This is a genomic window from Leptolyngbya sp. FACHB-671 (assembly GCF_014695745.1).
Taxonomy (GTDB): domain Bacteria; phylum Cyanobacteriota; class Cyanobacteriia; order Elainellales; family Elainellaceae; genus JAAUTN01.
Map to the genome: position 1 here is coordinate 1 of NZ_JACJOV010000088.1, position 13,782 is coordinate 13,782.

The 13,782-nt window shown below is 50.8% G+C and carries 13 protein-coding genes; 4 read left to right on the plus strand and 9 right to left on the minus strand.

The genetic code is table 11. The features are described from left to right. The coding region (locus H6F93_RS35765; RefSeq protein WP_524537882.1) for a transposase-like zinc-binding domain-containing protein at positions 1 to 85 on the minus strand (85 nt) is incomplete at its 3' end. A gap of 207 nt (positions 86 to 292) precedes the next feature. Here H6F93_RS35765 and H6F93_RS11435 point away from each other — a divergent pair. The 4 genes from H6F93_RS11435 (at position 293) to H6F93_RS11450 (ending at position 5,387) form a co-directional block, all read left to right on the plus strand. Further along, positions 293 to 1,294: a glycosyltransferase gene (locus tag H6F93_RS11435; RefSeq protein ID WP_190680804.1), complete on the plus strand. Its 1,002-nt coding sequence runs from the start codon at positions 293 to 295 to the stop codon at positions 1,292 to 1,294. Between the two features lie 149 nt (positions 1,295 to 1,443). After that, positions 1,444 to 2,499 carry a glutathione S-transferase family protein gene (locus tag H6F93_RS11440; protein ID WP_347277281.1) on the plus strand — a complete coding sequence of 352 codons (1,056 nt, stop codon included), beginning with the start codon at positions 1,444 to 1,446 and terminating at the stop codon, positions 2,497 to 2,499. A 226-nt stretch (positions 2,500 to 2,725) separates the two neighbouring features. Then, a complete protein-coding gene (gene fusA / locus H6F93_RS11445) occupies positions 2,726 to 4,813 on the plus strand; it encodes an elongation factor G (protein WP_190645685.1) in 2,088 nt (695 codons plus the stop codon). 211 nt (positions 4,814 to 5,024) lie between these two features. Continuing rightward, positions 5,025 to 5,387, plus strand: coding sequence for a DUF6464 family protein (locus H6F93_RS11450; protein ID WP_190680806.1), 363 nt, complete (start codon positions 5,025 to 5,027; stop codon positions 5,385 to 5,387). 73 nt (positions 5,388 to 5,460) lie between these two features. On the opposite strand, the gene H6F93_RS11455 is transcribed toward H6F93_RS11450, so the two are convergent. From H6F93_RS11455 to ffh, 8 genes are all read right to left on the minus strand, one after another. After that, positions 5,461 to 7,053 (minus strand): phosphate ABC transporter substrate-binding/OmpA family protein, encoded by a 1,593-nt coding sequence (locus H6F93_RS11455; protein ID WP_190680808.1) that lies wholly within the window; start codon positions 7,051 to 7,053, stop codon positions 5,461 to 5,463. Positions 7,054 to 7,347: 294 nt separating this feature from the next. Beyond that, a complete protein-coding gene (locus H6F93_RS11460; protein WP_190680810.1) occupies positions 7,348 to 8,982 on the minus strand; it encodes an alpha-D-glucose phosphate-specific phosphoglucomutase in 1,635 nt (544 codons plus the stop codon). A gap of 247 nt (positions 8,983 to 9,229) precedes the next feature. Beyond that, positions 9,230 to 9,685 (minus strand): nitrate reductase associated protein, encoded by a 456-nt coding sequence (locus H6F93_RS11465; RefSeq protein WP_190680812.1) that lies wholly within the window; start codon positions 9,683 to 9,685, stop codon positions 9,230 to 9,232. Beyond that, the gene (locus H6F93_RS11470; RefSeq protein WP_199313640.1) at positions 9,660 to 10,505 is read right to left on the minus strand and encodes a DUF6816 family protein; all 846 of its coding nucleotides are present in this window, start codon (positions 10,503 to 10,505) and stop codon (positions 9,660 to 9,662) included. Before H6F93_RS11470 ends, H6F93_RS11465 begins: the two co-directional genes overlap by 26 nt. Positions 10,506 to 10,558: 53 nt before the next feature. After that, on the minus strand, positions 10,559 to 11,512 hold the full coding sequence (locus H6F93_RS11475) for a PhoH family protein (protein ID WP_190680814.1): 954 nt from the start codon (positions 11,510 to 11,512) through the stop codon (positions 10,559 to 10,561). A gap of 13 nt (positions 11,513 to 11,525) precedes the next feature. Next, positions 11,526 to 11,900 (minus strand): KH domain-containing protein, encoded by a 375-nt coding sequence (locus tag H6F93_RS11480; RefSeq protein ID WP_190645679.1) that lies wholly within the window; start codon positions 11,898 to 11,900, stop codon positions 11,526 to 11,528. A gap of 7 nt (positions 11,901 to 11,907) precedes the next feature. After that, positions 11,908 to 12,156 (minus strand): 30S ribosomal protein S16, encoded by a 249-nt coding sequence (gene rpsP, locus H6F93_RS11485; RefSeq protein ID WP_190645678.1) that lies wholly within the window; start codon positions 12,154 to 12,156, stop codon positions 11,908 to 11,910. 113 nt (positions 12,157 to 12,269) lie between these two features. Then, the gene (gene ffh, locus H6F93_RS11490; protein ID WP_190680816.1) at positions 12,270 to 13,730 is read right to left on the minus strand and encodes a signal recognition particle protein; all 1,461 of its coding nucleotides are present in this window, start codon (positions 13,728 to 13,730) and stop codon (positions 12,270 to 12,272) included. Positions 13,731 to 13,782 lie beyond the last annotated feature (52 nt).

Below are 13,782 nucleotides of genomic sequence, written 5' to 3' on the forward strand. Positions count from 1 at the left end.
TGCACTGCTTACACTTGTAGCATTGTCTCCCTCGACGATGCCCGTTCTTAGCGACTTGAGTTGAATTACATTGAGGACATTTCATTCTTCTATCATGCCAAACCAAGCATTACCCTTGCAGCAACGCCGGATGCGTTAAGCGGTAGAGGTAACGCATTAACCCACAGCCCACAACGCGTTATGCAGCTCCAACACATCCTACTTGAATTTCATTAAAGCAATTTCTTCCTCAGCCATCTCCTTAGAGGCAAAATATTAGAGGCAAAATAGGGATGGTGAAGCTGGTAGTGTTGTGAGAAAACTTTATTTCTTGGTTCCTGGAACGGCTGGTAAGTTTGCCTGTGGCGGGCTGTGGGCAGAGTTAAAAACGTTGCGTTTGGCACAGCAGGTTTGTCCGGCTGAGGTCGTCACCTATCGTCAAAGAGAAAAAGAGACACTGTTTCTGGATGATGTCCTTCAGAAACGGGGAGAAGATGTAATTTTTGTGATTAGCTGGGGGTTTGATGTTCCTAAACTTGCCGCTAGATTAAAGCCCTACAACGTGGTCTATCACGCTCACAGTGCTGAGTATGGGTTCAAGCTACCGTCCAGCGTCCCCATTATTACGGTTAGTCGTAATACGATGGGCTATTGGGGACAGCGATCGCCCCACGCTTTAATCTATTACCTACCCAACCAAATCTCTGATGAGTTCCAAAGTCTGAGTTTAGAGCGAGATATTGACGTATTAGTCCAGGCGCGAAAATCGTCAGAATATTTGCTCAAAGAATTAGTCCCCGCTTTGCAGCAGCAGTGTAACGTCTGTGTTGTCAATTCTTACGTTGAAGATCTGGCAGGCTTATTCAATCGCGCCAAAGTTTACCTGTATGACTCGGCGGAATATTGGGCAATGCAGGGTGTGAGTGAAGGATTTGGGCTACAGCCAATGGAGGCGATCGCCTGCGGCTGCCAGGTCTTCTCCAGTGTTAACAGCGGCTTATCAGACTACCTCGATCCAGGATTCAACTGTTACAAAATCGCCGGATATTCTAAAGAATTTGATATTCAGCGCATTCTACAAGTGGTTCACAATTCAGCACCTGTTAATCTGTCTGAACAATTTTTTGCAGAATATCGCACCGAAAATATCGTTCAACGACTTGAGCGCATTCTGAGTGACATTAATTATTTCTTTGATTACAAAGATCAATATTCATCTAACATTCAAGCGTTGACTCCGTTACGACTAACAGAATTACGCACACAGCGCATAATCGCTAAGATCAAGGAAAGATATTTCAATTCCAAAACCTAGCATGTCAAAACTCGTTTCGACGCTCTGCCCTGAAATGTAGAGTTAGAGGCTCCGCCTTCTGCAATTAAGTGGCAGAGCCACTCCAAAAGCATTTCCAGGTGAAACCTGGGAACGAGTAAAGCGCAACTGCTCTACACAAGGCTACAGATGTGACTCAAACACCCTCTAATCCTGAAAAACCTAAAGCCAAGCGAAAAGGTAAGTCCTTGCCGCCAACACTAATCATTCGGCTGGGCAAATTTGTCTGGACGACCATGTGGCGGGTGATGATGTCAAACCTCGCTCCGCGCAGCAAATCGGGGGAGTACATCCGTCCCAGCAGCCAGTTCCGCAACTTCATCAGCACTGAGGAGAAGAATCCGTATCAGCCAGAAGCAGGTCGCTATCGCCTCTATGTAGGCATGAGCTGTCCCTGGGCGCATCGGACTCTGGTCGTTCGCGCCTTGAAGGGGCTTGAGGATGCGATCGCCGTTTCCATCGTCTCGCCACTCGATAGCGGCTGGGCACTCGATCAACCCGAAGCAGAAATTCGCACCCTGGCTGATCTGTACCAGCTAGGGGAACCAGGCTATAGCGGTCGCAGTACCGTTCCGGTTCTCTGGGACACGCAGACGCAAACCACTGTGAACAACGAGAGCGCTGACATCATTGTGATGCTGAACTCAGAATTTAATGCGATCGCCCATCACCCTACCCTCGACCTCTACCCCAAAGACTTAAAGGAAAAAATCGACGAGTGGAACGAGAAAATCTACCACTCGGTTAACAATGGTGTTTACCGCTGCGGTTTCGCCCAAACCCAGGAAGCCTACGACGTTGCCTGCGAACAGCTTTTCACCACACTTGACGAAATCGACGCTATCCTGGAAAAGAATCGCTATTTGTGTGGCGATCGCCCTACGCTGGCTGACGTTCGCCTGTTTACCACCCTATTTCGCTTTGATGTGGCATACTACGGATTGTTCAAGTGCAACCGCCGTAGGATTCAAGATTACAAGAATCTGGGTGCGTACCTGCGCGATCTCTATCAGCTTCCTGGCGTAGCTGACATCTGTGACCAGAAAAGCATCAAGCGAGACTATTATGGCAATTTGTTTCCGTTAAATCCAGGTGGAATTATTCCTTCTGGTCCCGACCTGACCAATCTCTCTGAACCGCACGGGCGCGAAATGCTTGGCAAAGCTGGCGAAGCGCTCGTCTCATAGCGACCGCACCTTGAGAGTGTGGCACTTACGACCGACCAAATTTCCTATACGTCGCAAAAGTATTTTAAAATTATTAACAATTAGTATAGTCGCCACGAGAATCGCTAGATTCTCAACCTCCAGGTGGTGGGATCTGTCCGTGCTGCTATGAAGGCAACGCTGTTCCCCTTGAGTGCCACTTGCGAGTGATTGTCACTGGTTTGTAGAACCTATCTGTAGAGCAATTATGAAAGACCTGTCTCGTTATCGCAACATTGGCATCTTCGCTCACGTAGATGCGGGCAAGACGACCACCACCGAAAGAATTCTCAAACTAACTGGGAAAATTCACAAAATTGGTGAAGTTCATGAAGGTGCGGCGACCACGGACTTCATGGAGCAAGAGCAAGAGCGCGGGATCACGATTCAGTCCGCTGCCACAAGCTGCTTTTGGAAAGACCACCAGCTCAACATCATCGACACCCCTGGTCACGTCGATTTCACCATTGAGGTCTATCGTTCGCTCAAGGTTCTTGACGGTGGCGTTGGTGTGTTCTGCGGCTCTGGCGGCGTTGAACCCCAGTCTGAAACCAACTGGCGCTATGCCAACGACTCCAAAGTCGCTCGAATCATCTACATCAATAAGCTTGACCGTACGGGCGCTGACTTTTACCGAGTGGTGAAGCAAGTCGAAAGCGTGCTTGCAGCTAAGCCGCTAGTAATGGTGCTGCCGATTGGTGTTGAAGACCAATTCACAGGCATGGTTGATCTGCTCACCCGTAAAGCCTGGATCTGGGATGACTCCAGCGATCCGCTTAACTACCAGATCAAAGAAGTTCCCGCTGACATGGTTGACCAGGTTGAGTCTTACCGTGAAGCGCTGATTGAGCTAGCGGTTGAGCATGACGATGACGTGATGGAGCAATATCTGGAAGGAAACGAGCCGGATATTGACACGATCAAGCGCTGTATTCGCAAGGGCACCCGCGACCTCGCCTTCTTCCCCACCTACTGCGGCTCCTCCTTCAAAAACAAAGGGGTGCAGTTAGTGCTGGATGCGGTCGTGGATTACCTACCTGATCCCACCGAAGTTAAGCCTCAGCCAGAGGTTGACCTGGAAGGACATGAAACGGGCGAATTTGCGATCGTCGACCCCAACCGTCCGCTACGGGCGTTAGCCTTCAAGATCATGGACGATCGCTTTGGTGCTCTGACCTTCACCCGCCTCTATTCCGGTACCTTGTCTAAGGGTGATACGGTACTCAACACCGCTACAGGTAAAACTGAGCGGATTGGCCGTCTGGTAGAAATGCACGCCAACTCCCGTGAGGAGATTGACTCTGCTCAAGCGGGTGACATTGTGGCGATCGTTGGCATGAAGAACGTCCAGACCGGACACACGCTCTGCGATCCTAAGAAACCTGCCACCCTGGAACCGATGGTCTTTCCCGAACCGGTAATCTCCGTTGCGGTGAAGCCGAAGAAGAAGGGAGGCGACGAGAAGATGGGCATGGCACTGAGCAAAATGGTGCAAGAAGACCCCTCTTTCCACGTCGAAACTGATGAAGAGAGCGGCGAAACCATCCTCAAAGGCATGGGTGAACTGCATCTCGACATCAAGGTTGACATTCTCAAGCGGACGCACGGTGTAGAAGTGGAAGTCGGTAAGCCTCAAGTGGCTTATCGCGAATCCATTACGAAGCGCCTAGAAGACAGCTACACCCACAAGAAGCAGTCAGGCGGTTCGGGTCAGTATGGCAAGATCGACTATGTGATCGAGCCCGGTGAGGCGGGTACTGGCTTTGTGTTTGAGTCGAAGGTGACGGGTGGAAACGTACCCAGAGAATACTTGCCCGCTATTCAAAAGGGCTTTGAAACCAGTATTGATCGGGGTCCGTTGGCTGGATTCCCCTGCGTCGACTTGAAGATCACGCTGACAGATGGTGCCTATCACCCCGTTGACTCGTCGGCAATGGCGTTTGAGATTGCGGCACGGGCTGCTTATCGTCAGTCCTTGCCCAAAGCTGGTCCTCAACTGCTTGAGCCGATCATGAAGGTGGACGTATTCACACCAGATAGCCACATGGGTGACGTGATTGGTGACCTCAACCGCCGCCGAGGCATGATCAAGTCCCAAGACACCAACCCAATGGGAGCGCGGATTAAGGCAGACGTGCCGCTGAGCGAAATGTTTGGCTACATCGGCGACCTGCGGACAATGACCTCTGGACGTGGACAGTTCTCGATGGAGTTCTCCCACTACGCGCCTTGCCCCAGCAATGTGGCAGAAGAGGTAATCAAGGAAGCTAAAGAGCGTCAGGCTGCACTGGCGTAGTAGTTGATGAGGGGCGATCGCCCCTCATCAAGCTCTAAATATTCTTTGAGAAGTTTTATTCGCACGACTTCTTAAAGAATATTTGAACAAGAACCAACTAAAATTGGGACGACTTCAAGGGAAGGGAAGAGGCAAGAAAAATGCCCTTTTCCTTTCCCTTTTGTTTAATTTGATAAGATGTTTGGTCACTCGTTGATTGCGCCCGATTGCTATGGAGTCAAATTCGCTGCTGCCGACAGAGGTCATTCTGAGCGACACCCGCTCTACGCTGGAGACTCTCTATCTAGACTGGAACCCTCAACCTGGTGCCTACCTGGAGGTGGAAGGGCAAACCTATCTGGTTTTAGAGCGCAAACACCGCTACTTGCTGAAATCAGGTCGCTATCGGCTGCACAAAATCACTCTCTGTGTTCAAAAGACACATTCGCCCGTCGAGAAAAGTCTAGTCGACGGCCACTGGGTGATCGGTGATCCAACCTGTACCTACAATGCGCGATCGGAACTGCTACGCTGTGCAGTCAATCCGAGTGGTCCGTGCGATCGCTGTATTTACTATCAGCTCAGCGAATCGTAGCGCAGCAAGTTCTACCCTGTATGAATACAGCTATGGGATGAGCAAGCATAGGTGAATGGGAATGTCCCTTAATTTAATTGACGCGAACGAGACGAATCTCAGTCCGTTGGTTGCGTGCATCTGTTGGAGCAATACCAGATAGTGGTTGGCTGAACCCTTTGCCTTCTGCCACAATGTTGTTCTGTACACCCCGATTCCGCAGATAATCGACCACTACCTGCGCCCGTCGCTGGCTCAGGGTTTGATTAAGGCTGGCGGCTCCTGTTTGGGAGGTGTGGCCAATCACCCGCACTGCCACCGTTTGGGTATTAAACTCCTGAATTTCTTGCGCCAATTGGTTTAGGGTTTGCTGCCCTGTGGCGGTCAACTGAGCCGAGCCAACACCAAAGCCAACGTCTCCCTTAACTTCTAGATTGCCAATATCGGGAGCAGTTTGAATCTGGCTGTTTTCCAGAGCAGTAGCCACCCTCACAGCGCTCTCTCGACCTGCCAGTCGCTCTGCCAGTTCTGGATTATCTGCCCGCACTAGTTCAATTAAAGTTTGGGTATTGGTAGCTGCTCTAGTGATAAATTCTGAACTGAACAGGGCAGTGGAGTTTTCGGGCACCTGGTCCAACCGTCCCGCCAATGCCAGCACTGCTGCTGTAGAACCGATGCGGCGCTCCAAAGTGCCATCGTTGAACCAGGCTTGGGACTCGGTAGCAGTAAAGAATTCAATGCCCTGAAGTACAGAAACCGCATCAGTAGACGATAACCCGCCATCTTCAGCAATTTGAGCCTGAAGTTGCGCTGAGTCACGCACGTTTGCATCAATACGGCGGTAGTATGCTTCCAGCAATTCTGAGAGCAGTCCCGGTTGAGATTGAATCAACCGATCCGACGCAACTAAAACATCGACGATCGCCCCTGGCGCATCTTGACTCGATAAAACAACAGTGTAGCCTTGCTGCCGTGCCTGGGTCACGTAAGGCTCCCAGATCACAGCGATCGCCACATCAACCTCAGATGAACCCGCTGGAGCTTGCATTAGTTCCCACGCTTCTGAGGCATCAGCAACGCGGATCACTTCAAAGTCTGATAGGTTAAACGCTTCAAACTTGGTATCCAGTACTAGCGACAAATATTCACTTGGGGTATCCCCTGCAAAGGCAATTCCCAAGCGTTTACCTTGCGATCGCGCTTGCTGCACGAGCTGGTTTAAATCTAGCAGTGACTTTAAGTTGGGATATTGTTTCGTATTTAAGACAACTGCATCTGCGCCGACGGTGCGATCGATCAATCCTACGATTTGTCCCTGAGGCTGTTGCTGAAGAAATTGATCTAGGGTGGTCACGATTAGATCTGCCTCACCCTGATTTAACCGCTCAGCCCGTGCTGCCTGGTCAAATTCATCCTCATAATTCAGCGTTAAGCCGGTTTCTTTCAAGGCATCTTGAAAAGTGCTGTGACGAAAGGTGCTGTATCCGCTGAAGGTGTCCCCTAGAATAGTCAGTTGCGTTGAACCGCGGGTCGATTCCCAACGGCTATCACCCGCTGAATTGGACTGTCCTGCCGAACCGGGGATTAGTCCCGGTGAAAGCCTGTTTAGAAGACTGATGCCACCTACAATCAAACCAGTTGTAATCAAGAGGGTCAGAAGTAAAGCCGGATCAACTCGCTTGCTCATTAGCGTCAGCCAACAGTGTTGTAGATTGAAAAGTGTCTGGACTGAATTAAAGATGACCACTGTAAGCGAGAATAGCCAATGCTACTGCAAACGTGGCTCTTAATTAAGTATTTCTACAAGTTAAACGACTCAATTTTCGATAGACTGACTTCATCGTTTCATCACAATTGAAACCTTCCGTTAGTGCGATCGCCAGTTTAGAGAATGCAGGGCTGAAAGCGATCGCCATCCTACAGCTTTGGAACAAAAAAGGGAGGTGGGCTTAGCCCACCTCCCTTTTTTGTTCTCTGGTTCTTAGGTAATTACCGTTGGCTTGTCCATTCCCGTGTGGGTGCGAATTTGGGCTAGTTCCTCAGCGATCGCAATCAATTCTGCCAGTGCATCTTGAGCATCCAGATCTTGCTTACCCGGGTCAGGTTGGTAGCTTTCCAGATAGACTCTTAGCGTTGCGCCTTGAGTACCCGTGCCGGAGAGTCGGAAGACAATCCGCGATCCGTCGGTGAAGCCGATTCGCAGTCCCTGTTTTTGGCTGACACTGCCGTCTATGGGGTCGGTGTAGCTGAAGTCGTCTGCATACTCAACGGTGTAAGCGCCGAACTGCTTGCCTTTGAGCGTGGCGGTAGCAGTGCGGAGGTTGTCCATCAGGGTTGTGGCGCGATCGCTGTCTACTCCCTCATAATCATGACGAGAATAGTAGTTGCGTCCGTAGGTGCGCCAGTGTTCTTGCACAATCTCTTCAACCGACTGCTGCCGAACTGCCAGGATATTCAGCCAAAACAGCACTGCCCAAAGTCCATCCTTCTCACGGACGTGGTTAGAGCCAGTGCCAAAGCTTTCCTCACCGCAGAGCGTCGCCTTACCTGCATCTAGCAAATTGCCAAAAAACTTCCAGCCCGTCGGCGTTTCATAGCAGTCGATGCCAAGCTGAGCCGCAACTCGGTCAGCAGCCTGACTGGTAGGCATGGAACGAGCTATGCCTGCTAAGCCGCTGCTGTAGCCCGGAACTAGTTTTGCATTTGCTGCCAATACGGCAAGGCTGTCGCTGGGCGTGACAAAAAACTGGCAACCTAAGATCATGTTGCGATCGCCATCTCCATCCGAAGCCGCGCCAAAGTCCGGTGCATCCTCACCAAACATGATGTCAACCAACTCGTGGGCATAAACCAGGTTGGGGTCAGGATGTCCATTACCAAAGTCTTCTAGCGGTTTGCCGTTGATTACCGTTCCGGCGGGTGCCCCTAACCGCTGCTCCAAAATCGCGTGAGCATAAGGGCCTGTAACAGCGTGCATTGAGTCTACACACAGGCGAAACTGCCCTGAAGCGAACAATTGACGAATGCGATCGAAGTCAAACAGCGACTCCATCAGTTCGGCGTAGTCAGATACCGAATCGATTACCTCGACCGTCATTTCTCCAAGTTGCGATATCCCAATTTGATCCAGGTCAACGTCAGGGGCTTCTAGGATTTTGTAGCCCTCGATTGTTTTGCTGCGCTCATAGATCGCTTCGGTGACTTTTTCAGGAGCCGGTCCACCGTTGCCAGTGTTGTATTTGATGCCAAAGTCGCCTTCTGGACCGCCAGGGTTGTGGCTAGCCGAGAGAATAATTCCGCCAAAGGCTTTATTCTTACGAATCACACAGGAGGCGGCCGGAGTTGAAAGAATCCCGCCTTGCCCTACCAATACGCGCCCAAACCCATTCGCGGCTGCCATCTTCAAAATGATCTGAATTGACTGACGATTGTAATAACGACCGTCGCCCCCTAGAACTAGGGTTTGCCCCTGATAGCCTTCTAAACTGTCAAAAATTGACTGGACAAAATTTTCCAGGTAATGAAGCTGTTGAAAGACTGGAACGCGCTTGCGTAGCCCAGAGGTGCCGGGCTTTTGGTCGGTAAAAGGTTGGGTTGATACGGTGTGTATATTCATGAGTAAGCTAGTGCGGTCTTTTCCAATCGCGAGTCTTCAGTATCGTCTCCTAACAGCCGCCCCAATAGCTATCTCTAGCAGGAGATATAGCCGAAACTTACGGAGCTACACAGATCTTAGGGACGGAACCTCGTTAAACTTAACCCAAAACTAGCAGTTTTCCAGCTTTTCTCTATTTTTCAACCTACTCCTTTCCCACTAGAGGATCAGGGATACATCCCTGATCCTCTAGAACCTGATCTTTAACCTAGATGATCTGAAATTCGTGAAGTGCAGGTAAAAAGTTGGCGTTTTCGTGATTAGAACGGCTCAGCTTAATCAGGGCAAAACGCTGTTCTGGGGAGAGGTTTGTCCATTGAGCAGGAGTAATGGTTACGCCAATTTCTGTGGCTTTGTCCTGAACGCTATCAGCTACAGTTTCAGCATTCCTCCAGGCAGGGTGGGGATCGATTGCCAATTCAGTCGCCGCTTCACCAGTTCTTTCGGAGATCAAGCGTTGCAGCAGTTGCTGATAAGCTCGCACTTCAGTCTCAGTTTCACAGGGCAAATCAACTAGGGTCTGTCGTTCTTCAGCGCTAAACCGATGCCACTGGGGAAGCTTCAACTTAATGCCACAGGTGTCGAGTTTAAGCCTAACCTGCATCGGAATGCAGCGCAGCGAATTCACAAAGTCTGCTTCAAATTGGAAAAAGCGCGTTTCCATTGTTCAATTCCCCTGCGTTTAAATCTGCCGAGACAACTGGGGAAAATTCAAGCCGATAGCGGTAGAGCGCAACGGGGATATCCCCAACCTTAAAATAGTCTGGGTCTTGAGGCGAAAGGTAGATAGCCGTCACCTGATCAGCAGAAATGGCGGGTTCTGTGTCATGGCGCTGATAAGCAGTGGTAGTCTCAACTTCGTTGAAGTAAAGCTGGGGTGCTCCCCGAAACATCTGCTGAAAGATTTCTGTGGTGATGAACTGGTCGGGATCGGGATTCTCTGTAGCGCGTCCGGTAACGGTAGAAACCAGTTGGCGATCGCCCTGCAACAAGGTAATCTGCCGATTAGGATTGTTCGGATCGACTCTGACAGAGAGAACGGTGCGATCGCCCAGATACGCCTCCGCTAAATTTTGTCCGTTGAACGCTCGATCTGCCACAACCTGCTTTTGTCCCCTTACCAGCTGTTTTAGTGAAGAAAAGATGCCATTCAGTCGAGGCTGCTGCTCCACAAATCGCACCCGAAAGGTAAAGGGCTGGTTAAGATATTGCTCGTTGCTCTCAAATCCAGGCGTGGTAATTTCTGGCGCGAGCGGGGCTGTCATATCTAGCAGCGTCGTTGTCACCGTCCACTCACCTGCTAACCAGTCTGGGTAAACCAGATCGCCCGTCGCAGCCTGCACCGATGGCTTAGTTTGCCAGTCTGGAAATTGAGCCAGACGATCAGATAATGTGCCAGCCAAAACAGAACCGCTGCACAGTAGCCACAGCAGAAATAACCCGACAAACCAGACCATTCGCCACCGTACAGAAGCTTTTTTCATGGCTGTCTTCTCATGGCTGCTTTCTCATCACCATCGGGTGCTATAAGAATATTTTAAGTCTCGTACTGCTCGTAGGCTGCAACAATGCGCTGCACCAGAGGGTTGCGTACTACATCTGCTTTTGACAGTTGGCAGAAAGCAATGCCGTCAACATTTTGCAAAATCTTTTGGGCGATCGCCAGTCCAGACTGCTGATTGGTTGGCAGGTCAGTTTGCGTAACGTCACCTGTCACGACCATGCGCGAGCGAAACCCTAAGCGGGTCAACACCATCTTCATCTGGGCAGGCGTAGTATTTTGCGCTTCATCCAGAATCACAAACGCATTGTTCAGCGTTCGCCCGCGCATGTAAGCCAGAGGAGCAACCTCAATCACACCCCGCTCCATCAGATTAGGAATTTTTTCGGGATCAAGCATCTCATGCAGCGCATCGTAAAGTGGCCGCAGGTAAGGATTCACCTTTTGCTGCAAATCCCCCGGCAAAAAGCCCAGTTTTTCTCCGGCTTCAACCGCAGGGCGAGTCAAAATCAGCCGCTCATATTCGTTCGATAGAAGTGCTTGAACTGCAATAATCGCAGCTAGAAAAGTTTTTCCCGTACCAGCGGGACCAATGCAAAAAGTCAGGTCGTGCTTGCGAATTGCCTGAACATACTGCCGCTGCCGAAAGGTTTTTGCCCGAATTTCTTCGCCGCGTCGAGTGCGAGCCAGCACGTCGCGCTGAAGATCTTGCAGGTCTTCTTGCCGTTGAGTATCTAAAGCATGACGGGCAGTGAGAATGTCTACCCCAGTGATCGTTTTGCCAATGCTCCAATAGGGTTCAAGCGATCGCACCAATCGCTCACCCAACTCAACCTGAGCATCAGTGCCCGAAATCAGCAGCTCCTGACCTCTCAAAACAACAGTAGCCCCTGTTTGTCGGGCTAATTGCTTGAGATTTTCTTCGTGAGCCCCAGCCAAGGCGATCGCGCTTTCAGAGCTAGGCAGTTCAATAACAAGTGATTTTCCCATTCAAAATTGAGCGTTACGAACGGGGTCTGGGAGGGCGGCGAGGCTGAGATTTGGGCGGTGACGGCTTGTCGTCTGTATCTCCTTCACGGCTATTAGAATGGCTGCCGTAAACATCTAGATGAGCCGAATAGCCGACCGTCTGAGCCACCGCCTGTAAAACGGTTCGAATTGCCTGAATATTTCGTCCGCCTCGACCAAACACCCGCCCCTTATCTTCTCCCTCAAATGCCAGCCGAACTAGAACACGTCCTATGCGTGGAGAAACCTCACAATCTACACTGAGAGATTGAGGAGATTCCAGGAAAGGTTCAACCAAAAACTTAACTAGCCCAGCAAAATCAGGGCTAGCGGTTTTCTGAGCAGAGTTAGCAACGACTGGATCAGTCACAGGCTAATCAGGCTTTGACCTGTTCAAATACGTTTGCTTTTTCTAAAATACGGCGCACGGTCTCAGTTGGCTGCGCTCCTTCTTGCAGGCGCTTGACAATCGCTGGAACTTCCAGCCGAATCTCATCGGTTCTAGGGTTGTAAAACCCTAGTTCTTCCAGAGGGCGACCATCCCGACGGGTGCTGCTGTGCATTGCTACAATCCGGTAGCTCACCTCGCGCTTTTTGCCGTATCGCTTCAATCGCAACTTGATCATGCCTGAAAATGTTACTCCAATTGCAAGTCTAATATCTTAACTGCTGCCAAATCCCCCGCAAGTGCAGGGCAACAGCCTACAATTCTAGCACTGTTACTTAGAATCATAACTGCCTACAAGCTTCCAAATCCCTTCTTCTTTTTCTCCTTCTTCTTTTTCTTGGGGGGTGCGCCGCCACCAGGATAGCCGCGCCAGCCAGGCTTGGGTCCACCGCCACCCATTGCAGGTTCGCCAAACATGCCGCCGCCCATTCCGGGCATTCCCATGCCAGGAAACTGTCCTCTACCCATTTGCTGCATCAGCGATCGCATCTTCTGGAAATCGCTCACCAGCTTACTCACATCATCTAGCCCATAGCCCGAACCTTTAGCAATGCGGCGGCGGCGGCTGGGAGAACTAGAGAGCAAATCTGGGTTGCGGCGTTCCTCCAGCGTCATGGAGTTGATCATCGCTTCTGCCCGTTTGAGCTGCACCTCGCCCTGCTCAAGCTGTTCGCTCGACAGCTTGCCCATACCGGGCAGCATCTTCATGATCCCGCCGAGGGAACCCATATTCTTCAGCAGGCGGGTCTGCTTTAAAAAGTCAGTGAAGTCAAACTTAGCCGAGAGGATTTTCTCCTGCATTTTCTCGGCTTCTACCAGGTCAACCTCTTCCTGCGCCTTTTCCACCAGCGTCAGGACATCGCCCATTCCCAAAATTCGGGAAGCCATGCGATCGGGGTAGAAAGGCTGTAGCGCTTCCACCTTTTCACCTACGCCGACAAACTTGATTGGCTGTCCTGAAATCTGTCTCACAGAGAGAGCTGCACCGCCTCTGGTGTCACCATCTAGCTTCGTCAGAATTGCTCCAGTAATGCCAATCTGGTCGTGAAATGTGCGGGTCAGGTTAGCCGCTTCTTGACCCGTCATCGCATCTACTACCAGCAAAACCTCGTTAGGCTTGACGGTGTCTTTGATTTGGGCTAGCTCAGCCATCATCGATTGGTCAATCTGCAAGCGACCTGCCGTGTCAATGATCACGGTGTCAATGCCGTCTGCTTTAGCCTTCTCGACTCCCTGGCGGGCAATCTCAACCGGGTTCGCATCGCTGCCTAGTTCAAACACAGGCACATCGATTTGCTTGCCTAGCGTGATGAGCTGATCGATCGCAGCAGGGCGATATACGTCCGTTGCGACGAGCATTGTGCTGCGATTTTGTTTCCGCAGGTGCAATGCCAGCTTTGCCGACGCAGTAGTTTTACCCGTTCCCTGGAGACCCGCCATCAGCACAATCGTGGGTGCTGTATCTGCCTCAGCCAGGGGCACGTTGGTTTCACCCATTAGCACCAGCAGTTCGTCGTAGACAATTTTGATGAACTGCTGGTCAGGGCGTACTCCCGCGACGACTTGTGCGCCCTGCGCCTTCTCTTGAACTTCAGCAATAAAATCTTTAATGACCTGAAGGTTGACGTCTGCCTCCAGTAAAGCCCGACGAACTTCCCGGAGCGCGTCTTGAATATTCGATTCAGAGATCTTGTCCTGTCCCCGGAGTTTTTTCCAGGCTACTTCCAAACGCTCGGAAAGGGCATCAAACATAATGGCTTCAATCTACTCAAACTCTTAACCTGATTACAACTTTATCGCAGCA